Origin of the sequence: Mycobacterium sp., assembly GCF_032162105.1 — a bacterium.
Lineage (GTDB): Bacteria > Actinomycetota > Actinomycetes > Mycobacteriales > Mycobacteriaceae > Mycobacterium.
Genome location: NZ_JAVRPS010000388.1, coordinates 1 through 21,517 on the forward strand (window position 1 = coordinate 1; position 21,517 = coordinate 21,517).

Here is a 21,517-nt window from a genome sequence, read left to right on the forward strand (position 1 = left end):
TGAAGCTGGGTGCCGAGTCCCTCCACGGGCCGCGGCTGTGGCCGGAGTACCACCCCGGCTACTTCGGTGCGTTCGTCCGTGACCCGGACGGCAACAACGTCGAGGCCGTGTTCCACGGTGCGCAACCGACGGGTTAGCTTCCCAACGCGTCGGAGTACTTGTCGCGCAAAGGGTTCGGTGTCTCCCCGGAGCCCGTGACGTCTTAAGGCGTCCGGTCGCCCACGCCGTCCGTGGCGGGTTGCATGATCCGGTTCGACAGGTCCAGGAGCGCGCGGTGCATGTCGGCATCGTCGATGTCGGCGAGCAGAGGGTCGGCGGCCGTCTTGCCCACCCCGCCGAACAAGACTGAGAATGCGATCCGGCTGATGGGGTCGGGTGTCGGCCCTTCCATCAACCCGCGAAGTCGGTCAGTCACGGCCTTCAGCCCGGGCTGAGACAGCATGATTTGCTCGATGGCGGGGTCGCTGTTGATCATCACGGCCAGCTGTCGGTGGCGTACGACCATTTCCACCATTCCGCTGATGGCGACCGCCCGCTGTGCTTCCCAAGCGTCGAGGGCGTCGGCGATTCTGATGACGCGAGCCATGTCCTCGAGCGTCGGACGCATCACCTCCAAGACGATGTCTTCCTTGGACTGAAACTGGTAGTACACAGCAGCTTTGCTGACCCCGACGCGGTCGGCGATCATCTTGAGCGATGTGCCATGCACCCCGTGCTCGGCGAACAGGGTAAGTGCGGCATCGAGGACGCGTTCCCTGGCGTGGCCCCGCGGTGACACTGGCTTCGCCAAGTCGCTTCCCTCCTCAGATGCATGCGCCGACCAAGTGTTCAGGGTAGCCGTCCATGGCTGATCCGTATGTCGATCGACTCTGATGAAGTTAGCCGATCGGCTTGTCATAGTTAGTACTCTCGCTTAATGTTCGTCTGTCTAACAATCAACTAGTGCAACCTCCGTCAACGGTGACGTGGCTGGGTGAACTACAGGTCAGGCGAACGAAAGGCCGATCAGTGGTCGGAGTACTGAAGCGAGCGTGGATTCCGCTGCTCATCGTGGTGGTCGTCGCAATCGGGGGATTGGTGGTCTATCGCATGCACGGGTTCTTCGGCTCGAACAACGAGATCACCCGCCCAGGCGCCGGCCTCGCCCAAGACGCCGAGCCGTTCGATCCCAAAGTCGTGAAGTACGAAATCTTCGGAATGGAAGGCGCCGTGGCGACCATCAACTACCTCGACCTCGAAGCGATACCGCAGAAGGTCACGAACGCCCCGCTGCCCTGGTCGATCACCCTTACCACTACCGCACCATCGGCCAGCGCCAACATCGTCGCCCAGGGCGACGGAAACAGCATCGGCTGCCGCATCACGGTCAACGACGAGGTCAAGGACGAGAAGACGTCCGACGGAGTGAAGGCACAGACCTTCTGCCTGGTGAAGTCCGCATGAGCAACAAGCAAGTCGGCGGGCACCCGGCGATTCCTCGGTTCATTCGTCTGTTCTGCGTCCCGGTTCTGTTGGGCTGGCTGGCGCTGACCGCCATCGTGAACGTCGTCGTGCCGCAATTGGAGGAGGTCGGCCAGGCACACTCGGTGTCGCTGACTCCCGATGACGCGCCGTCGCTGCAGGCAATGAAGCTGATGGGCAAGGTCTTTCAGGAATCCGACTCCAACAGCACGGCGATGATCGTCCTGGAGAGCGAGAAGCCACTCGGCGACGAGGCCCATCGCTACTACGACGGCCTGATCACGAAACTCAGAGCGGACCCCACGCACGTCCAGCACATCCAGGACTTCTGGGGCGATCCACTGACCTCGGCGGGTGCGCAGAGCGCCGACAACTTGGCGACCTACGTGCAGGTCTACCTTGCCGGCAACCAGGGCGAGACGTTGGCCAATGAATCCGTCCAGGCGGTGAAGGACGTGGTGGACGCTGATCCGCCGCCGGCGGGCTTGAAGGTCTACGTCACCGGGCCGGGGCCGCTGGCATCGGATCAACAGCACGCTGGTGACAAGAGCCTGCAGTTGGTCACCGCGGTGACCATCGGGGTCATCCTGCTGATGTTGCTACTGGTCTATCGGTCGGTCGTCACCGTGGTCCTGGTCCTGCTGATGGTGATGCTCGAGTTGCTGGTGGCCAGGGGCATGGTGGCGTTTCTCGGCTATTACGAGGTGATCGGGCTCTCGACGTTCGCGGTCAATCTCCTCACGATGCTCGCGATCGCGGCGGGCACCGACTACGCAATCTTCCTCGTCGGCCGTTACCATGAGGCGCGTCACGCCGGCGAGGACCGCGAGGCTGCGTTCTACACCATGTATCGGGGCACCGCCCACGTGATCCTTGGCTCAGGCCTGACGATCGCAGGCGCAACCTTCTGCCTCAGTTTCACCCGATTGCCCTACTTCCAGACCCTGGGTGTGCCCTTGGCCATCGGCATGCTCGTCGTCACGGTGGCGGCGCTCACCATGGCGCCGGCGCTGATGACCGTGGCAAGCCGATTCGGCCTCCTAGAGCCCAAACGCGCGTCGAACACGCGGCTGTGGCGTCGGGTGGGCACCGCCGTCGTGCGCTGGCCCGGCCCGATTCTGGTGGCGACCATCGCAATCGCGTTGGTCGGGCTCCTCGCCCTACCGTCGTACACGACCAGCTACAACGACCGGAAGTACCTGCCTGCCGACATCGAGGCAAACGAGGGTTACGCGGCGGCGGACCGACACTTCTCCCAAGCCCGCCTCAATCCGGAGGTGCTGCTGATCCAGGCCGACCACGACCTCCGCAACTCCGCGGACATGCTCATCGTCGACCGGATCGCCAAGTCCGTCTTTCACCTGCCCGGAATCGCCCGAGTCCAGACCATCACCCGGCCACTTGGTACCCCGATCGAACACACCTCGATCCCGTACCAGGTCAGCATGCAGGGCGTCACTACCCAGTTGAACCAGTCCTATTCGGAGGACCGCACCGCCGACCTGCTGTCGCAGGCCAAAGACATCTCCATGACCATCGACATACTGCGACAACAGGTGGCGCTTCAGCAGGAGAGCTCGACCGCACAACACCAGCAGACCGAGGCCTTCCACGACATCATTCCGATCATCAACGACCTGCGCGACAAGATCGCCGACTTCGACGACTTCCTCCGGCCGATACGCAATTACTTCTATTGGGAGCCGCACTGCTTCGACATCCCCTCGTGCGCCGCCTTGCGATCGGTGTTCGACGCCATCGACGGCATCGACCAGCTCGCCGGCTCGTTCGGAAGCATCACGGCCAGTCTGGACAAGATCGATGCGCTTCAACCGAAACTGAATGGCCTGATTCCCCCGCAAATCGCTCTCCAGCAAGCCAATCTCGATCGGATCCTGGCCAACTACGCGACGCAGAAGGGTCAGCAGGATCAGCAGGCCGAGCAACAACAGAACTCGAACGCGATGGGTCAGGCGTTCGACGAGTCCAAGATCGACGACTCGTTCTACCTACCGCCGGAGGTCTTCGACAATGCGGACTTCAAACGTGGCATGAAGCAGTTCGTGTCGCCGGACGGAAAGGCCGTGCGCCTCATCATCTCCCATCAGGGGGACCCGGCCACTCCCGAAGGCATCTCCCACATCGACGAAATCAAGAACGCGGCGTTCGAAGCCATCAAGGGAACGCCTCTCGAAACCTCGAAGATCTATCTGGGCGGCACCGCAGCGACCTACAAGGACATGCAGGAGGGCAGCAACTACGACATCGTGATCGCTGCCATATCCGCGCTGTGCTTGATCTTTGCCATCATGCTCATCATCACCCGAGCAGTCATCGCCGCACTGGTGATCGTCGGGACGGTGGTGCTGTCGCTCGCTGCATCGTTCGGGCTGTCGGTCCTGCTCTGGCAACACGTCATCGGACTCGAACTGCACTGGATGATCTTGGGGATGTCGGTGATCATCCTGCTGGCCGTCGGGTCGGACTACAACCTTCTTCTGGTGTCCCGCTTCAAGGAAGAACGTCATGCGGGATTGAAGACGGGCATCATCAGGTCGATGGGCGGCACCGGCAGCGTGGTGACCTCAGCCGGTCTGGTGTTCGCCTTCACCATGATTTCGTTTGCGGTCAGCGACCTACGCGTGCTGGGTCAGGTGGGCACGACCATCGGTCTCGGGCTGCTGTTCGACACCCTGGTGATTCGGTCGTTCATGACGCCGGCCATCGCAGCACTGATGGGCCGCTGGTTCTGGTGGCCGCTGAACGTACGTACCCGCCCCGCCAGGCGACAACGCGAGCTGACCCCGGCCGGATCCGCGAGCCGGCACAGCGCCGAACCTGCACCCGACGACGAGTGGAGGACGGAATGAGTCGGTGGCGGACGGTAGCGTCGTCGGCATGTCCGACTCCGACACCGCGGCGGTCCGCGAACTGCTGCGCGACTCGTTCACCCGGCTCATCGAGCACGTCGACGACCTCGCCGACGGCCTGACCGACGAACTCTCATGGTGGCGGCCGACGCCGGACGCCAACAGCATCGCGTGGCTGATCTGGCACAGCGCCAGGGTGCAGGATGCGCAGCTCTGCGAGATCGCAGGCATCAAGCAGGTGTGGCTCCGCGACGGCTGGGCCGACCGTTTCGCCCTGGACCTGCCGCGCGACTCGCACGGCTACGGCCACACCCCTGAGCAGGTCGGCAAGGTGCGCACGCCGGCAGACCTCTTGACTGACTACTACCACGCCGTGCACAAGGTGACGCTGGAGTTCGTCGCCTCGGTGACGCCGGAGGAACTCGACCGCATCGTGGACAGGCGCTGGACCCCGCCCGTCACCGCGAGCGCGCGACTGGTCAGCATCATCGACGACTGCGCCCAGCACCTCGGCCAGGCCGCCTACATCCGGGGCATTGCGGGCTGATCGTGCTACTTCGCCTGTGGCCGCCGGTCGGCGTAGCCGCAATGCTGCTGGTTGGGTGGGTGGTCGGCAAGGGCGCGACCCCAGTCGACGACTGGTTCCAGCGCTACTGGGACAGCCCCGCGCGCCGGCTGGCATTGGTCACGAGCCCGCGCGTGCTGGTGGCCGTGCTGGTGGTGGTGCTCGTGGTCGCCTTGTATCGACGGCGATGGAGATTGGCGGTGGCCACTCCGCTGGCGCCGGTCGTCGGGATCGTGGTCGTGCAACTGCTCAAGCCCGTGTTCGGCCGAGAGAAAGGCGGCGGACTCGCGTATCCGAGTGGCCACGTGACGACGTTGGTGGTCGTGATGGGTCTGGTTGTGCTGGCGGCAGGGGGCGCCTGGTGGGCAGTACTGGTCGCCGTCGCGGCCATCCTGCTGGGCATGGTCGGGGTGGGCATCACGTTTCACTACTTCACCGACACGGTTGGTGGTGTGCTGCTCGGCAGCGCGATCGGGTGCGTCGTGGCCCTCGTGTCAGGACACGTACCCCGCCGGATTTGACAGGTGTCAACCCGACTGCGATCTGAGTCACAACAGCGGTTAGCATGGGCCTATGACAGCAATGCCCGAAGTGGACGCCACCGACGCCGCCACCATCCTCAGTCCCGCCACCGGTGCCGTGGCGGGGAAGGTGCGTTGGACCGACCCGGCCGACGTGCCGCGCATCGCCGCAGGACTGCGGCGGGCCCAGCGAGAGTGGGAGGCGCGCGGAGCCAAGGGCCGCGCCAAGGTGCTGGCGCGTTATGCCGTGTGGCTGGGCGAGCACCGCGACGAGATCGAGTCGCTGTTGGTCAAGGAGACCGGCAAGTCGGCGACCGACGCCGCACAAGAGGTGCCGCTGCTGATCATGATCGCCTCGTACTACATCAAGACGATGGAGAAGGCGCTGGCGCCCGAGACCCGACCGGCGTCGCTGCCGTTCCTGGCGATCAAGAAGATCACCGTGCACTACCGGCCACGGCCCGTCGTCGGCATCGTCGCGCCGTGGAACTACCCCGTGGCCAACCTGCTGATGGACGGCATCGCCGCACTGGCGGCCGGCTGCGCGATCCTGCTCAAACCGTCAGAGCGCACCCCGCTGACCGCCGAACTGCTGCAACGCGGCTGGATCGACTCGGGAGCACCCGAGGTGATGGCGATCGTGCAAGGCGCCCGCGAGGCCGTCGAGGCCGTCGTCGACAACGCCGACTACATCCAGTTCACCGGCTCCAGCGCGACCGGCGCGAAGGTGATGGAACGGGCCGCGCGCCGGCTCACCCCGATCAGCCTGGAGCTCGGCGGCAAGGACCCGATGATCGTGCTGGAGGACGCCGACGTCGACCTCGCCGCCCACGCAGCGGTGTGGGGCGCGATGTTCAACGCCGGCCAGACGTGCGTGTCGGTCGAACGGGTCTACGTGCTCGAGCCGGTCTACGACCAGTTCGTCGAGGCCGTGGTCCGCGACGTGAAGAACCTGAAGATGGGCGCCGGCGAGGGCTACGACTTCGGGGCGCAGATCGACGACAGCCAGGTGGCGGTCACCGAGCGGCACGTGGCCGATGCGATCGCGAAGGGTGCGAAGGCACTCACGGGTGGCGAGCGCCCCGCAGGCCCTGGCAGCTTCTACCCACCCACGGTGCTCGTCGACGTCGACCACTCGATGGCGTGCATGACGGAGGAGACCTTCGGCCCGACGCTGCCGATCATGAAGGTGTCCACCGTCGCCGAGGCGGTGCGCCTGGCCAACGACAGCCCCTACGGTCTGAGTGCGTCGGTGTTCTCCCAAGATGCTGAGCGCGCCAATGACATTGCCGTGCAACTAGATTGCGGAGCCGTCAACATCAACGACGTGATCTCGAACCTGATGTGCACCACCGCCCCGATGGGCGGCTGGAAGACCTCCGGCATCGGTGCGCGGTTCGGCGGCGCCGAGGGTCTGCGCAAGTTCTGTCGCCAGGAGGCGATCGTCTCGCCGCGCACCAACGTCGGTGCGGGTGGCAATTACTACAACAACTCGCTGAAGTCGATGAAGCGGATGAACACGATGATGACCAAGCTCGCGTTGGTCCGGCCGCGCCGGGCAGCCAAGTAGCCCGACCGTCCCGCTACCGTCCGTTCACCTGGACGTCACCGTTGCTTATGCCGGGGTCGATAGCTTCTGTCCGTGACCACGCTTGAAGGGACCGAGTACTTCTCCGTTCGCGATGACGATGACGACGATCCCGTGTTGGTGCACCACCCGAGCGGATCCGACGTCGACACCTGGCGCGAGGGCTACCCGTACGACGAACGCATGTCGCGCTCCGAGTACGAGGGGCAGAAGCGGCTGCTGCAGATCGAGCTGCTCAAGCTGCAGAAGTGGAGCCAGTCCAACGGGCTGCGCCACGTCTTGGTATTCGAGGGTCGCGACGCCGCGGGCAAGGGCGGCACGATAAAGCGCTTCATGGAGCACCTCAACCCCCGCGGCGCCCGTGTGGTCGCGCTGGAGAAGCCGACCGATCGTGAACGCACGCAGTGGTACTTCCAGCGCTACATCAAGCACCTGCCTGCGGCGGGCGAGCTCGTGCTGTTCGACCGGTCCTGGTACAACCGGGCCGGGGTGGAGCGGGTGATGGGCTACTGCACGCCAGACCAGCACGCCGAGTTCACCAGCCAGGCACCGCTTTTCGAGCAGATGCTGGTCAACGACGGCATTAGCCTGACCAAGTTGTGGTTCTCGGTCACGCAGGCCGAGCAGCGCACCCGTTTCACCATCCGCCAGGTCGACCCGGTGCGCCAGTGGAAGCTGTCGCCGACGGACCTCGCGTCGCTGGACAAGTGGGAGGCCTACACCGCGGCCAAGGAGGATATGTTCGAGCTCACCGACACCGACGTCGCGCCGTGGACGGTGGTCAAGAGCAACGACAAGAAGCGCGCCCGCATCAACGCCATGCGCTACGTCCTCGGTAAGTTCGACTACGACAACAAGGACCGCGAGGTGGTCGCCGTAGCCGATCCCCTCATCGTGGGACGTGCGCTGACCGACTGACCGGGTATCGCGCGCGTCCCAGACAAGGAGGACGCGCCAGTGCGGTTCGTGGCGACCCTTCTGATGTGGCTCCTGACGACGGCCGCACTGGCCGTCGCAGTGCCCACCGCGTGGGCGCAACACAACGTGATCGACGAGGGCGGCTATGCGGCGTTGGCCACGTCGGCGGCGAAGGATTCCGCGTTGCAGGATGCGATGGCCGCAGAACTGACCGCTCAGCTCGTCACGCTGGCCGGTCACAGCGGCTATGACGTCCGGCCCGATCTCTTGAGCGGCGCGGCGGCTGCGTACACCAGGAGCGCCGCCTTTCCCGGCCAGTTCGCACAGGCCAACCGGATCGCGCACCGTTGGATGTTCACCGACGCCGTCCAACAGTCCGACGAGTCCGGACGCTGGGAGATCGACCTCTCACCGATGTTGGCGGACAGCTCGTTTCAGGAGACGTTGCGCGATTTCGGCATCCAGGCGCCGTCGACACTGGTCGTCCCGTTGACCGAGAACGTGTCCGATTCATTGCGACCGGGTCAGCTGCGCCAGTTGGCCACGTGGGGTCCATGGGTCAGCGTCGGTGCGATGGTGCTCACCGGCGTCCTCGCGTTGTTCACGTTGGCTGTTGCGCGGTCCCGCGGCAAAGCGCTTGCAGCTTTGGGCGTTTCGGCGCTCATCGTCGGGGCCGCCGGCTGGGCGGGCATCGAGGTGGCGCGGCGCTACATCGACCGTGCGCTCAATCAGATCACCGGCGACGTCCGAGACATCGCCCAGGCGATGGTGGGCCACGCCGAGGGCAGCCTGCACCAGTGGCTCAACCTGACGCTGGCGGCGGGTGGCGTGCTGGTGGTGTTCGGTGTGATCGTCTCGATGCTGGGCGGGCTGCGCAGGCGCGACTAGGGCTCGATCACGTGCGACGGATCCGGGCGGCGCTCCGGCGGGCCCTGGCTGTAGTCGCCCCACGGCCCGTCGCGGCGCTCGACCGCGGCACGCACCCCGTCGTTGCCTGCGACGTCGATGAACTCCAGCGCCTCGGGAGTGTTGCGCATCAGCCCGTCCAGGATTCCACCGAGCGTCTGGGTGGACGACAACCCCATGTTCTCGTAGGCCTGGTTGACGATCATCTTCTGGGCTTGCAACTGAGACAATGGGATTCGGGCCAACTTCGCGGCGACCTCGGCGACCCTGGCCTCAAGGCGCTCGAACGGCACCGATTCGTTGATCAACTCGACCGCGGCGGCCTCGACCCCGGTGAGTGGCTCTCCGGTCAGCGAGTGCCACTTCACCTTGGCCAGGCTCAGCCGGTAGAGCCACATGCCGGTGAGGTACGCGCCCCACATCCGGCTGTACGGCGTGCCGATGACGGCGTCGTCGCTGGCGATCACGATGTCGGCGCACAGCGCGTAGTCACTCGCGCCGCCGACGCACCAGCCGTGCACCTGGGAGATCACCGGCTTGGACGCCCGCCAAATGGCCATGAACTTCTGCGTCGGACCGGTCGCGCGGGAGGAGACCATGGCGAAGTCCTTGCCGGGATCCCAGCGACCGTCGGTGTTCATGGCCTCACCCCAATGCTGGAAGCCGCCGCCGAAGTCGTAGCCGCCCGAGAACGCCCGGCCCGCGCCGCGCAGCACGATCACCTTGACGGCGGGGTCGCGTTCGGCGAGCCCGATCGCGGCCTCGATCTCGTCGGGCATCGGCGGAACGATGGTGTTGAGGTGGTCGGGCCGGTTCAGCGTGATGGTGGCGACGGGCGGCTCGGTCTTGTACAGCAGGGTCTCGAAGTCTGGCGTCGTCGGCATAGCAGCAGTCGAGTCATTCATGCGTCGGAAGTCAAGGGCGGCGTGTCGGCGAGCCGCCAAGATGGGCCTTGAGCGGCCATGCCTGCACCGAGGTGCGGCCGTCGCGTTCGCCGCGCTATGCGGAATCGAATGTGAAGCCTGGTCCTGACGAAATGGCGGTGGAAACACGCTTCAACTTCAAGTAGTCCTTCACGCCGAACCATCGGACGGCGGTGCGCATGGTTGCCGAGAGCTGCGGCAATGCCGTTGCCGGGTCGACTGTTACCGGATCGGCAACCTCGTAGGTCTGACCCCGCAACTGGAGTGATGCCCGCCCGGCCACTTGTACGTTACGCAGCCAGTCGACGTTCGTTCCGTATGGCAGCGCAAAAAGGAAACCGTCGAATACCCGCATGGCCATCAGCGGCGTTGCGTAGCTCTTGCCCGACCGCCGTCCGGTATGCCGCAGCAGGGCGGTGTACCAATACTTGCTGCCGGCGATTCGGGCCATGAAGGGGTTGATTACACGTTGACTGAATCGGCTTCCGATCTGAGACATGTTAATTCCCTGCGGGTTTGGCAGGGCAAGCCTGTGTGGTGTCGTCAGCTTGCTGGAGGAATTGTTCGATGAGATCGGCGATCAGCGTGGCCCCTCGGGTGTTTTGATGGATCAGGTCGGTGGTCAGCTGCAGACCGCGGCGGCGCGAGATGCTATCGAATGAGCGGCGCAGCACGAAGTGTTGTGTCGCCGCGCTCGCGGAAAGTAGACGGCCGTCGCGATACCGGATTCCCGGCGTTGTTGCCACGGCTGTCAAGTAGGCAACTTGGCGTTCATGCAGCGCTAGATATGTCACGTTGCGCGCAGTGGCTATTTCCTTGATCACGGCGCTGTAGTCCGCCGACCGCTGGACGGATGACGAGCCGAGTTCTTCGCCGAGGACCGGAAGTGACATGAGGGCGACCCGTGCGGAGGTTTCCGCGGTGAGGCGGTCGACGATCGCAGTGAGATTCTCGCGAAACCACTCGATAGTCGGCCGCGTGGGCAGCCTTTTCATCCGCGTCATCATCTGGACGTTCTTCTCAGACAGGCTGGCGTTGGCGTCGTTGGTCCCGATCAGCACCGGCACCGCGTCGGGCCGTAGGTCGACCACCGAGTCGAGCCGCTGCAGCGCGTTGTAGGCGAGGTCGCCGTTGGCGCCGGCGTTCGTGAATGTGACAGTGCTGCCGGTGTGTCGTGTGGCCAGCATCTTGACGAAGTCGGCGCTGACCTGCCCCCGCGTGAGACTGTCGCCGAGGCAGACGACGTGCCGCTGGGAATTTGGTGGCATAGCGACTCCTCTGGTTGGTGAGTATTCACTCACCGCTAGAATGGGTGAAGACTCACAAACTTGTCAAGGCGGAGGTGGATGTGAGTACGAGAGATCGCATGCTCGACGCGGCCGCGCACGTCATGCGCACCCGCGGAATGGCGCGCGCGACCACCAAGGAGATCGCGAAGGCGGCTGGCTACTCAGAGGCAGCCTTATACAAGCACTTTCGCGACAAGACCGAGATATTCCTGACTGTGCTGACAGAGCGTGTACCGAGCACGTTGGGGGCCGTGCTAGCCAACCTCGTCCAACAAGCGGGCGAGGAATCTGTGCAAGACACGCTGCACGAACTCGCGCGAGCGGCGCTCGACTTCTATAACGAGACGTTCGTGATGGCCGCGTCGGTGTTCTCTGAACCGCAATTGTTGGCAGCCCACCGTGCCGCTGTGTTGGAACGCGATGCCGGCCCACACCGCATCAGCGAAACCGTGGCCAATTACATCGCAGCCGAACAGAATCTAGGGCGCATACGGCCGGATGTCGACTCACGGTCCACTGCCGCTCTGCTGCTGGGGGCATGCTTCCAGCACGCGTTCCTGAGCCGCTTTGCCGACACGTCGATGGATGACCAAACGGTGGACCACACCGCCGCGGGGCTTGCTCAGACACTGTTTAGGGGACTCGACCCCCAGTCGTAGCCTGCCCAACGGTGGCGCGACCTGGGACACGACCATCCCGATGGAGGAGTTCGCCGAGCCGAACTGCTTCACCACCGCGGTGCTCCGGTAGACGGTTCGGAACCTCACAGAACGCGGGTAGCCGCCGCTACGATCAGTCGATCGGAGGCGCTGGGTCCGGCTCGCGGTTTGGCGGGTACGCGGCCCAGATCTGCCCGTTGACCTTGATGTTCGGCGTGCGGAAGTAGGCCCATCCGACCATGAGGATGGCTGCCGTGGCGACGAATGCGATGGAACTCTGAAGGTCAGGTAGCCCGGCCAGGAACGCGACGACGGCTCCGACGATGGCCGCCGACCAGTAGATGCGACGCTTCACTGCCCGCTTCGGCGTCCTCGCGGTGTCCCAGCCCGGCAATAGGATTCCGACGAGCAGGATCGCCACGGCGACATAGAAGAGGCTCAGGGACAGCGTGGTCATGGGACCACCCTATTCGCGCCGAACGAAGTCACCCAATCAACCGTCATCCTTACCGTAAGCGCGTCGGCATTCTGGGCCGGCATTGAGGCTTGACGCCCAAGTCGCTCGTAGGTGGGCAGAAAGAGCACCCACTAAGTCCCGGTGACTCCTGTGGCGGGTGAGACCCAACCCTCGATCACTCTCCCAGCGTGCGGTGTAGGAACTCATAGATCAGCGCCGCCCGGAACGCGGTCTGGGCGTTGTCGGCCGCTCCGGCGTGCCCGCCCTCGACGTTCTCGTAGTACTGCACGGGCTGGCCCGCCGCCTCGAGCGCCGCCGTCATCTTGCGGGCGTGGCCGGGGTGCACCCGGTCGTCGCGGGTGGACGTGGTGATCAACACCGGAGGGTAGCGACGCTCCGCCGAGACATGTTGGTAGGGCGAGTACTTCGAGATGAACTCCCAGTCGTCCGGACTGTCCGGGTCGCCGTACTCCGCCACCCACGATGCCCCTGCGAGCAGCAGGTGGTAGCGCTTCATGTCGAGCAGCGGCACGCTGCACACCAGCGCGCCGAACAGCTCGGGGTACTTGGTCAGCATGATCCCCATCAGCAGCCCGCCATTGCTGCCACCTTGGGCGCCGAGCTGATCGACCGTGGTGATGCCGCGGTCGACGAGATCCCGTGCCACGGCCGAGAAGTCCTCGTCGACGAGATGACGGCCCTCCCGCATGGCCTGGGTGTGCCAGCGCGGCCCGTACTCACCCCCGCCGCGGATGTTGGCCAGCACGTAGGTGCCGCCGCGTGCCAGCCACAACCGGCCGAGCACGCCGCCGTAACCGGGTGTGCTCGAGTTCTCGAAGCCGCCGTAGCCGCCGAGCAACGTCTTGCCAGGACCGGAGGAATCACGATGCCCGACAACGAAGTAGGGGATCATGGTGCCGTCGGCCGACGCCACGAAGTGCTGTGTCACCTCGATGTCGGATGCGTCGAAGAACGCCGGAGCGCTCTTGACCTCGACGAATTCCTCGCCGACACGGCCCCAGAGCAGCCGCGACGGGGTGTCGAAGCCGCTGGAGTCCAGGAAGATCTCGTCGCCGTACTCGTCGGCGTCGACGATCACGGTGTTGGTGTTCGGCGGGATGCCCCGGATCGGCTCGCGCTGCCAGGTGCCGGGGGTGACGATTTCGAGCCGGCTCGTCACGTCGACCAGCATGACGAGCACCAGGTGGTCGCGGGTCCACGTGTAGGTCTCCAGGCTGGTGTGCTCGTCGGGGTCGAAGACCACCGTCAGATCGACCGTCCCGGAGAGGAATTCGTCGTACTTGGCTGCGAGCAGAGATCCGGCGGAATACGTCGTCGAACCCACGGTCCAGTCGGTACGAGGCCGGATCAGCAACCACTCGCGGTGGATCGACGTGCCCGCGTCCGTGGGCACGTCGATCTTGATCAGCTCGCCGCCACGCAGCTCGTAGCGCTCGCGGTTGAAGAAGTCGAACGACCGCGAGACGAGCAGGCGCTCGAAACCCGGTGTGGGATCGAACCCGGCGCCCACGCTGACGTCGGACACCTCCCCGGCGAACAACGTCTCGGCCTCGACCAACGGCTCACCGCGTCGCCACTGCTTGGTGATCCGCGGGTAGCCGGAGTCGGTCAGCGAACCCGGGCCGAAATCGGTTCCGACGATCACGGTGTCGGCGTCCTGCCAGGTGACGTCGGTCTTGGCCTCCGGGAGTTCGAAACCCCCGGTGACGAACTGGCGTGTCCGCATGTCGAATTCACGCACCACCGAGGCGTCCGAGCCGCCGCGCGACAACCCGACGAGCGCCAGCGTCAGGTCGGGCTCGATGACGTCGGCACCCGCCCACACCCAGTTCTCGCCGTCGTCGGCCGCAAGCGCATCGACGTCGATCAACACGTCCCACTGGGTCTTCTGCTCTTCGCGCGAGCGCTCATCGCCGGCTCGTGAAGCGCGGTAGCTCTCGAGCGTGGTGCGCCGCCACAGCCCCCGCGGGTTGGCCGCGTCGCGCCAGAAGTTGTACAGATACTCGCCGCGGCGCCGCACGTAGGGGATGCGGCTGTCGGTGTCGAGCACCTCCAGCGCCTCGGCGCGCATCTGCTCGAAGCGCTCACCGCCGAGATCGGCAAGCGTCGGCTCGTTGCGCGCATCCACCCACTCCAGCGCGTCGTCGCCGCTGATGTCCTCTAGCCACAGATGGGGGTCGGTCTCCACGGGAACCATTGTGCTGGTCGCGCGTAGTGTGAGCCGTGTTACACCCGCCGATGGGAGCCAGCCTCCGATGACCACTCCGAGCCGAGCACTGATCACCGCGGCCGCCGCCGACCTGTTGCGTCGGCTGCAGGACCGCCACGGCGCCCTGATGTTCCACCAGTCCGGCGGCTGCTGCGACGGGTCGTCACCGATGTGCTACCCCGACGGCGACTTCATCGTCGGCGACCGCGACGTGCTGCTGTCGGTCCTCGACGTCGGCGACGGGGTGCCGGTGTGGATCTCGGGACCGCAGTTCGACGCATGGAAGCACACCCAACTGGTGATCGACGTGGTCCCTGGCCGCGGCGGCGGGTTCAGCGTGGAAGCACCGGAGGGCCTGCGGTTCCTGTCCCGCGGCCGGGCGTTCACCGACGCCGAGAACGTCGAGCTGACCGACCATCCACCGGTGACCGGCACGCAGTACGCCGATGGCGCGCGCCCGGCCGAAACGGGTACGCACGTCGTCGCGCAGGCCGAGGATGCCTGTCCGATACCACGACGGCACGCCGCGAGCGTGCAGCCCTAGCGGCCGATCTGCGCGTTACCGTGGAGGGGTGATTCCGCTCCCGCGGGCGTGGCTGTTGACCGGCGCGATGTTGGTCGGCGTCGCGGTGGGACTTCTCGCGGGTATCGGATCCACGCTGGTGGTGACGGCCAGCATCAGGCCGGACGTCGTGATCGCGTGCGTGGTCGGGGTGCCGAGCGCAGTCGGAATGCTGCTCATCCTGTTCTCGGGCCGGCGGTGGATCACCACGCTTGGTGCGTTCGTGTTGGCTCTCGCGCCGGGGTGGTTCGGCGCGCTGGTCGCGATCCAGGTGGTGTCAGGTGCCTGAGGTTCACGCCGGCGAGCCCACGACGCACTGGACGCCGCTGTTCGACACCGGCGCCATGGAGGCGCAGCCGATCACCGCCACCGAGCCCCCGTCGGAGCCGCTGCCGACGTTCGTCGCCCCCGAGTTCGTCCCCGGCACCGACCAGTACCTCAAGCGCTGGACCTTCGTCCTGGTCGTGACCGGCGTCTGGACCATCGCCGCGGTTGCCGGTCTCGGGCTTTACCAGTGGTGGTTCCACTCGACGGACAAGACCGGGCCGGTGTTCGTGCTGCTGGTCTATCTCGTCGTCTGCACGGTTGCCGGCCTGCTCGTCGCGATGGTGCAGAACAAGCCGCTTGTCTCGGCCGTCGCGATCGCCCTGATGTCGGCTCCGCTGGCTTCGACAGGCGCCGCGGCCGCTCTTTACGGTGCCTACGTCTTTCATTGGATCGACCGCTAGTGCCAGCGCCGGGACTATTAGGGTGGGGGCGTGACTCACTATGACGTCGTCGTTCTCGGAGCAGGTCCCGGCGGGTACGTCGCGGCAATTCGTGCGGCCCAGCTCGGGCTGAACACCGCCGTCGTCGAACCGAAGTACTGGGGCGGCGTGTGCCTGAACGTCGGCTGCATTCCGTCGAAGTCGCTGCTGCGCAATGCGGAGTTGGCGCACATCTTCACCAAGGAGGCGAAGACCTTCGGCATCAGTGGCGAGGCGAGCTTCGACTACGGGGTGGCGTTCGACCGCAGCCGCAAGGTCGCCGACGGACGCGTCGCCGGTGTGCACTTCCTGATGAAGAAGAACAAGATCACCGAGATCCACGGCCGCGGCACCTTCACCGACGCCAAGACGCTCTCGGTCGCGCTGAACGACGGCGGGACGGAGACGGTGACGTTCGACAACGCCATCATCGCCACCGGCAGCAGCACGCGGCTGGTGCCAGGCACGTCGCTGTCGGAGAACGTCGTCACCTACGAAGAGCAGATTCTCGCGCGTGAGCTGCCAGGGTCGATCGTGATCGCCGGGGCGGGGGCCATCGGCATGGAGTTCGGCTACGTGATGAGCAACTACGGCGTCGACGTCACCATCGTGGAGTTCCTGCCGCGGGCGCTGCCCAACGAGGACGCCGAGGTGTCCAAGGAGATCGAGAAGCAGTTCAAGAAGCTCGGCGTCAAGATCCTCACCGGGACCAAGGTCGAGTCGATCGTGGACGAAGGGGGTGACGGTTCCGTCCGTGTCACGGTGAGCAAGGACGGCAACAGCACCGAGCTCAAGGCCGACAAGGTGCTGCAGTCGATCGGTTTCGCGCCCAACGTCGACGGCTTCGGCCTGGACAAGGCGGGCGTGCAGATCACCGAGCGCGGCGCCATCGGCATCGACGAGTACATGCGCACCTCCGTGCCGCACATCTACGCGATCGGCGACGTGACGGCCAAGCTGCAGCTCGCCCACGTCGCGGAGGCGATGGGCGTGGTGGCCGCCGAAACCATTGCCGGCGCCGAGACTCTCGCGCTCGGCGACTACCGGATGTTGCCGCGCGCCACGTTCTGCCAGCCGCAGGTCGCCAGCTTCGGTCTGACCGAGCAGCAGGCCCGCGACGAGGGCTACGACGTCAAGGTCGCGAAGTTTCCGTTCACCGCGAACGGCAAGGCGCACGGGCTCGGTGAACCGGGCGGCTTCGTCAAGATCATCGCCGACGCCAAGTACGGCGAGCTGCTGGGTGGGCACCTGATCGGGCACGACGTCTCCGAACTGCTACCGGAGCTGACGCTGGCGCAGAAGTGGGATCTCACCGTCAACGAGCTCACCCGCAACGTGCACACCCATCCGACGCTGTCCGAAGCGCTCCAGGAGTGCTTCCACGGCTTGGCCGGCCACATGATCAACTTTTGAGAGCCAACGTCGTCGCCGGTATCGGCGGGCTGCTCATCGGTCACATCCTGTGGCTGATCGCCATCTCCTTCGCGGTCAAGACCACGACGGTGAATGCCTGGGTGCTGGTCATCTCGGCCGTCTGCCTGCTGCTCGCCGTGGTCTTCGGCGTGCTCGGTTGGGTCTTCCACCGGCGCAAGGCGTCCGCCAAGGCGGCGTTCCTGTGGTGCCTGCCCATCCCCCCGGTGCTGCTGACGCTGTGCGTGCTCGGGGTCACCTACCTGTAAGGCTTAGTCGGGAAAGTCCAGCGGAACTTGCAGGGTGGCGATCGTGGCCGCCAGCATGTCGTAATGGCCTGCCAGCATGCAGAATTCGATGAGCCGCGGTCGGTCGAGATGACTCGACAGTGCCGCCCACGTCTCGGGTGACACCGATCGGGTGACGACGAACTCGTCGGTCGCGGTGATCAGCACACGCTGGCGGTCGGTCAGCCCCTCGGCATCGGGCCCCTCGAAGATCCTGGCCTGCACGTCGGCGTCGAGCCCACGGCTACGTGCCAGCCGACGGTGCTGCTGGAGTTCGTACTCGCAATTGCGCAGGTGCCCGACCCGCAGGATGACCAGTTCGGCATCCTTGCGCGGCAGCTTGCCCGCTCCGAGCAGGTAACCTCCGAACGGCAGCCAGGCCAAGAACAGCAGCTTGTGCTGGCCGAGAACCGTGAACAGCGTGAACCTGGGCGCACGTATCTGCTTCGCGCCGGCCTTGGCGATCACCCAGCCGACAGGACCGAGCTCACGGAAGCCGCCGGGCGGGATGCGGGCGGGGGCAGCGTCGGGGGCACTCACCCCCGCGAGTCTAGGGGTGCGTGACCTCGCGGTCAGCGTGGATGCACGTCGCCCTGGAGCTCCTCCCGGCCCTGTCGGTCGATGGTGTCGTACCGGGTGGCCGCGGCCTTCAGTCCCGTGGAGAGCCGCTCGGATCGGTTCTTCATGATGGTGACCGTGGCGGCGCGCGCCGTCACGGCATCCGACAGGGCGCCGCTAGTGGATGTGCATACGGTTCCGTGCGTCTTGGAGACATTGGCGGCCGTGCCCGCGGTCGTCTGGCTGGTCGATGCGATCTTCGAGGCGATCAGATGCTGGTCGCCGGACACCCGCCGCAGGTCGGCGGTGACGACCTTCAACTGCGGGCCGACACCGGACGTCGCCGCACCGTTGTCCGCGCCGATGGCGCCGTAGAGACCAGCCGCCAGTTTGACCTCGGCGGTGTTCTTCAGCACGTCGCCGGAGAGGCTTTGAAGGCTCGAGTGGGCGAGGGCCAAGACCGGTTCGGAGGCCTGAATTTGGTACCCGTAGGACGCGGGGGTGCCGAACTTGGTCGCGGCGAGGGCGGTGGCGATGGGGATGCACGTGTTGATGAACCGGATGCAGGCGTCGAGCGTCTGACGGGTGTCGGCCACCTGCCCGGCCTCGGTCGCCAAGGTCTGTTGCAGCTTGGCGTCGGTATCGGCCATGTCGTTGGCCCGGTGCTGTTGATGGTCGTTGGCCTTGCCGTAGGCGTCCGAGGCCGCGCCCTGCCAGGTGTCGGGGGCGTGGGTACTGCCCAACATGTCGGCGATCAGCTGGAACTCGTTCTTGCCGGTGTTGAAGTCGCCGCCCTGGTCCGGCTCTCCCGTGCCGCACTGATCCCGCATCTGCTTCAGCGTCGCCAGGGTCGCGGCGAAGACGGGGAGCCCGCCGGCGCCCGAGATGTTCGGTTCGGCGCTGAACATCTCCGGCAACGTGGTGACGAACCCGAGGCTGGGGGAGAGCAGGCCGCCGATGCCCGTGATCGCTCCAACGGGATCGTCGCCGATCTTGGCGAGGTTCGCGACGATTCCGATCGGGAGGACGTTGGCTTCCGCGACGCTGTCGAACGCGTCTTCCACGCCGTCCCAGAAACCCATGCAACTACTCCTGCTCGTGAAGGTCCACGATAGCGGCGCGTGCGGGGTCGACGTCGCACCGAATTGCTGGTGCGGTGTGCGCTTGGCGTCAGGTTTTCTTCACCAGGTAAGGCGACACGGTGCTGCGGTGCTCGTCGAGGTCGAGGGCGCGGCCCAGTGCGGGGAAGGCTCGCTGCGGGCAGTTGTCGCGTTCGCAGACCCGGCAACCGGCACCGATCGGTGTGGTGATCTCACCAGATAGGTCGAGCCCCTCGGAGTAGACCAACCGGTGGGCGTGCCGGAGTTCGCAGCCAAGGCCGATCGCGAATGTCTTACCCGGCTGTCCATAGCGCGACGCCCGGCGTTCGACGGTGCGGGCCACCCACATGTACTGCCTGCCGTCGGGCATCTGGGCGATCTGCACCAGGATCTTGCCCGGGTTGGCGAACGTCTCGTACACGTTCCACAGCGGGCAGGTGCCGCCGCTGGACGAGAAGTGAAAACCCGTGGCGGACTGTCGCTTCGACATGTTTCCCGCACGGTCCACACGCACGAACGAGAGCGGAACACCGCGCATCGCCGGCCGTTGCAGGGACGAGAGGCGGTGTGCGATGGTCTCGTAGCTCACCGAGTAGAACGCCGACAGCCGCTCGACGTCGTAGCGGAAGTTCTCGGCGATGTCGTGGAACTGGCGGTAGGGCAGCACCGTCGCCGCGGCGAAGTAGTTGGCCAGGCCGAGCCGCGCCAGCTTGACCGCCTCGCCACTGGTGAAGTTGCCCTCCTCGACCATGCCGTCGATGAGGTCGCCGAACTCGAGGTAGGCCAGCTCGGCGGCGAGCTTGAAGACGTACTGCCCCGACGAGAGGTGCCTGCCGATCTCCAGCGTCTTGGTGTCGGGGTCGAAGCGGTGCAGCACGGTGTCGCCGAGGTCGATGCGCTGGACGATGTGCACGCCGTGCACCCTGGTGAGCCGATCGGAAAGGTCGCGGGACAGGTCCGCGCGGTGCATCCGCATCCGAACGGTGAGGTCCTCGGCGGCGGCGTCGAGCGCGTCCAGGTAGTTCTGCCGCTGGTAGAAGTAGTCGCGGACTTCCTCGTGCGGCATCGTGATCGACCCGCTGCCACTCCCGTCGGAGAACCGGTCCTCGGTCGCGGCGGCCAGCTGCGTAGTGGTGAGCCGGTAGCGCCGGTGCAGGTTGACCATCGCGCGGGCGACGGCCGGATGCGCGCCGACGATGTCGGCGACCTCGGACAGGTCGACGTCCACGCCGAGGTCGCGGTCCATCGTCACCTCGCGCAATTCGGCGACCAACCGGGTGTCGTCCTGGGAGGCGAAGAACGTGGCGTCGACGCCGAACACCTCGGTGATGCGCAACAGCACCGCGACCGTCAACGGACGGACGTCATGCTCGATCTGATTCAGGTAACTCGGGGAGATGTCGAGCATCTGCGCGAGCGCGGCCTGGCTGAAGCCGCGTTCGCTGCGAAGCTGCCGGACCCGCGATCCGACGAAGGTTTTGGCCACGTCAGACAGGGTAGCAACGATGCGAAGGATCGCTTCGCAAGATTCGCATAGAGAACCCTGTGGCAATATCAACAGCCGTGAGTACCAGCAGCAACGGCCTGGCGAAGGCCTTGATGCCCGTCCCCGACCCGCACCCCGACGTCTTCGACATGCAGTGGCCCTTGCGGGTCGCCGACATCGACCGCGAGGGCCGGCTCCGGTTCGACGCGGCCACCCGTCACATCCAGGACATCGGTACCGACCACCTCCGGGAGTTGGGGTTCGAAGAGACACATCCCCTATGGATCGTTCGCCGCACGATGATCGACCTGATCCGTCCCATCGAGTTCCAGGACATGCTGAGGCTGCGGCGCTGGTGCTCGGGAACGTCGAACCGCTGGTGCGAGATGCGGGTACGCATCGACGGCCGCAAGGGCGGCCTCATCGAGTCCGAGGCGTTCTGGATCAACATCAACCGTGAGACCCAGGGTCCCGCGCGCATCTCCGACGACTTCATCGCGGGCCTGCAGCGCACCACCGACGTGGACCGACTGCGGTGGAAGGCCTATCTGAAGGCCGGCGGCCGTGACGACGCCGACGAGATCCGCGAGTATCCGGTCCGCGTGAGCGACATCGACATCTTCGACCACATGAACAACTCCGTGTACTGGAGCGTCGTGGAGGACTACCTGTACAACCATCCCGAGCTGTTGCGGGGGCCGCTGCGGGTGACCATCGAGCACGACCTTCCGGTGGCTCTCGGCGACAAGCTGGAGATCATCAGCCACGTGCATCCGGCGGGCTCCACCGATGCGTTCGGTCCGCAACTCACCGATCGCACTGTTACAACGCTCACATATGCGGTCGGCGACGAGACCAAGGCCGTCGCCTGCCTGTTCGCCCTCTGATCGGGCCGGTTTAACAGTACGAGCGTACTGACCTGCGAAAACCATTACCGAACGGTAACTTCTGAACCGTTTCAGCTGCGACCTGCCTTTGCAA

General features: G+C 65.6%; 23 protein-coding genes and 1 pseudogene. 15 read left to right on the forward strand and 9 right to left on the reverse strand.

Features of this window, described 5'->3' with window-relative positions; translation table 11 throughout:
* Positions 1–137, forward strand: a pseudogene (locus QOC69_RS19580) (VOC family protein); the annotation flags it as partial.
* A 65-nt stretch (positions 138–202) separates the two neighbouring features.
* Here QOC69_RS19580 and QOC69_RS19585 read toward each other — a convergent pair.
* A complete protein-coding gene (locus tag QOC69_RS19585) occupies positions 203–790 on the reverse strand; it encodes a TetR/AcrR family transcriptional regulator (RefSeq protein ID WP_526442603.1) in 588 nt (195 codons plus the stop codon).
* Positions 791–1,008: 218 nt separating this feature from the next.
* Between QOC69_RS19585 and QOC69_RS19590 the strand changes: the two genes are divergently transcribed.
* The 7 genes from QOC69_RS19590 (at position 1,009) to QOC69_RS19620 (ending at position 8,811) form a co-directional block, all read left to right on the forward strand.
* Positions 1,009–1,443, forward strand: coding sequence for an MmpS family transport accessory protein (locus QOC69_RS19590; protein WP_526442605.1), 435 nt, complete (start codon positions 1,009–1,011; stop codon positions 1,441–1,443).
* Positions 1,440–4,331 carry an MMPL/RND family transporter gene (locus tag QOC69_RS19595; RefSeq protein ID WP_526442607.1) on the forward strand — a complete coding sequence of 964 codons (2,892 nt, stop codon included), beginning with the start codon at positions 1,440–1,442 and terminating at the stop codon, positions 4,329–4,331. Before QOC69_RS19590 ends, QOC69_RS19595 begins: the two co-directional genes overlap by 4 nt.
* A gap of 28 nt (positions 4,332–4,359) precedes the next feature.
* Entirely contained in the window at positions 4,360–4,878 is a 519-nt protein-coding gene (locus tag QOC69_RS19600) for a mycothiol transferase (protein ID WP_526442609.1), read from the forward strand.
* Positions 4,879–4,919: 41 nt separating this feature from the next.
* Entirely contained in the window at positions 4,920–5,417 is a 498-nt protein-coding gene (locus tag QOC69_RS19605; protein WP_526442611.1) for a phosphatase PAP2 family protein, read from the forward strand.
* 52 nt (positions 5,418–5,469) lie between these two features.
* The gene (locus tag QOC69_RS19610; RefSeq protein WP_526442613.1) at positions 5,470–6,987 is read left to right on the forward strand and encodes an aldehyde dehydrogenase family protein; all 1,518 of its coding nucleotides are present in this window, start codon (positions 5,470–5,472) and stop codon (positions 6,985–6,987) included.
* 72 nt (positions 6,988–7,059) lie between these two features.
* The gene (ppk2, locus tag QOC69_RS19615) at positions 7,060–7,923 is read left to right on the forward strand and encodes a polyphosphate kinase 2 (RefSeq protein WP_526442615.1); all 864 of its coding nucleotides are present in this window, start codon (positions 7,060–7,062) and stop codon (positions 7,921–7,923) included.
* Between the two features lie 39 nt (positions 7,924–7,962).
* Entirely contained in the window at positions 7,963–8,811 is an 849-nt protein-coding gene (locus QOC69_RS19620; RefSeq protein ID WP_526442617.1) for a hypothetical protein, read from the forward strand.
* On the opposite strand, the gene QOC69_RS19625 is transcribed toward QOC69_RS19620, so the two are convergent.
* The 3 genes from QOC69_RS19625 to QOC69_RS19635 form a co-directional block, all read right to left on the reverse strand.
* On the reverse strand, positions 8,808–9,713 hold the full coding sequence (locus QOC69_RS19625) for a crotonase/enoyl-CoA hydratase family protein (protein ID WP_526442619.1): 906 nt from the start codon (positions 9,711–9,713) through the stop codon (positions 8,808–8,810). The two genes, QOC69_RS19620 and QOC69_RS19625, sit on opposite strands and share 4 nt — an antisense overlap.
* Positions 9,714–9,828: 115 nt before the next feature.
* Positions 9,829–10,251: a nitroreductase family deazaflavin-dependent oxidoreductase gene (locus QOC69_RS19630; protein ID WP_526442621.1), complete on the reverse strand. Its 423-nt coding sequence runs from the start codon at positions 10,249–10,251 to the stop codon at positions 9,829–9,831.
* Between the two features lies 1 nt (position 10,252).
* Complete coding sequence (locus tag QOC69_RS19635) at positions 10,253–11,053, reverse strand: SGNH/GDSL hydrolase family protein (protein WP_526442623.1); 801 nt, start codon at positions 11,051–11,053, stop codon at positions 10,253–10,255.
* 65 nt (positions 11,054–11,118) lie between these two features.
* Between QOC69_RS19635 and QOC69_RS19640 the strand changes: the two genes are divergently transcribed.
* A complete protein-coding gene (locus tag QOC69_RS19640; RefSeq protein WP_526442625.1) occupies positions 11,119–11,700 on the forward strand; it encodes a TetR/AcrR family transcriptional regulator in 582 nt (193 codons plus the stop codon).
* Between the two features lie 133 nt (positions 11,701–11,833).
* On the opposite strand, the gene QOC69_RS19645 is transcribed toward QOC69_RS19640, so the two are convergent.
* Positions 11,834–12,157: a hypothetical protein gene (locus QOC69_RS19645; RefSeq protein ID WP_526442627.1), complete on the reverse strand. Its 324-nt coding sequence runs from the start codon at positions 12,155–12,157 to the stop codon at positions 11,834–11,836.
* A 175-nt stretch (positions 12,158–12,332) separates the two neighbouring features.
* Positions 12,333–14,375 carry a prolyl oligopeptidase family serine peptidase gene (locus tag QOC69_RS19650; protein ID WP_526442629.1) on the reverse strand — a complete coding sequence of 681 codons (2,043 nt, stop codon included), beginning with the start codon at positions 14,373–14,375 and terminating at the stop codon, positions 12,333–12,335.
* Between the two features lie 58 nt (positions 14,376–14,433).
* On the opposite strand from QOC69_RS19650, the gene QOC69_RS19655 reads away from it, so the two are divergent.
* The 5 genes from QOC69_RS19655 to QOC69_RS19675 are packed head-to-tail and all read left to right on the forward strand — an operon-like array spanning position 14,434 to position 17,374.
* Positions 14,434–14,931: a DUF779 domain-containing protein gene (locus tag QOC69_RS19655; protein ID WP_526442631.1), complete on the forward strand. Its 498-nt coding sequence runs from the start codon at positions 14,434–14,436 to the stop codon at positions 14,929–14,931.
* 28 nt (positions 14,932–14,959) lie between these two features.
* A complete protein-coding gene (locus QOC69_RS19660; RefSeq protein ID WP_526442633.1) occupies positions 14,960–15,238 on the forward strand; it encodes a putative holin in 279 nt (92 codons plus the stop codon).
* Positions 15,231–15,677, forward strand: coding sequence for a hypothetical protein (locus QOC69_RS19665; protein ID WP_526442635.1), 447 nt, complete (start codon positions 15,231–15,233; stop codon positions 15,675–15,677). The genes QOC69_RS19660 and QOC69_RS19665 overlap by 8 nt, the downstream gene beginning before the upstream one ends.
* Positions 15,678–15,707: 30 nt before the next feature.
* On the forward strand, positions 15,708–17,108 hold the full coding sequence (gene lpdA, locus QOC69_RS19670; protein ID WP_526442637.1) for a dihydrolipoyl dehydrogenase: 1,401 nt from the start codon (positions 15,708–15,710) through the stop codon (positions 17,106–17,108).
* A complete protein-coding gene (locus QOC69_RS19675) occupies positions 17,105–17,374 on the forward strand; it encodes a hypothetical protein (RefSeq protein WP_526442639.1) in 270 nt (89 codons plus the stop codon). Before lpdA ends, QOC69_RS19675 begins: the two co-directional genes overlap by 4 nt.
* A 3-nt stretch (positions 17,375–17,377) precedes the next feature.
* On the opposite strand, the gene QOC69_RS19680 is transcribed toward QOC69_RS19675, so the two are convergent.
* From QOC69_RS19680 to ramB, 3 genes are all read right to left on the reverse strand, one after another.
* Positions 17,378–17,932, reverse strand: a complete 555-nt coding sequence (locus QOC69_RS19680; RefSeq protein ID WP_526442641.1) for a carboxymuconolactone decarboxylase family protein — start codon at positions 17,930–17,932, stop codon at positions 17,378–17,380.
* A gap of 32 nt (positions 17,933–17,964) precedes the next feature.
* Positions 17,965–19,032 (reverse strand): EspA/EspE family type VII secretion system effector, encoded by a 1,068-nt coding sequence (locus QOC69_RS19685; RefSeq protein WP_526442643.1) that lies wholly within the window; start codon positions 19,030–19,032, stop codon positions 17,965–17,967.
* An 88-nt stretch (positions 19,033–19,120) separates the two neighbouring features.
* Positions 19,121–20,536, reverse strand: coding sequence for an acetate metabolism transcriptional regulator RamB (ramB, locus tag QOC69_RS19690; RefSeq protein WP_526442646.1), 1,416 nt, complete (start codon positions 20,534–20,536; stop codon positions 19,121–19,123).
* Between the two features lie 113 nt (positions 20,537–20,649).
* On the opposite strand from ramB, the gene QOC69_RS19695 reads away from it, so the two are divergent.
* Entirely contained in the window at positions 20,650–21,423 is a 774-nt protein-coding gene (locus QOC69_RS19695; protein ID WP_526442684.1) for an acyl-[acyl-carrier-protein] thioesterase, read from the forward strand.
* Positions 21,424–21,517 lie beyond the last annotated feature (94 nt).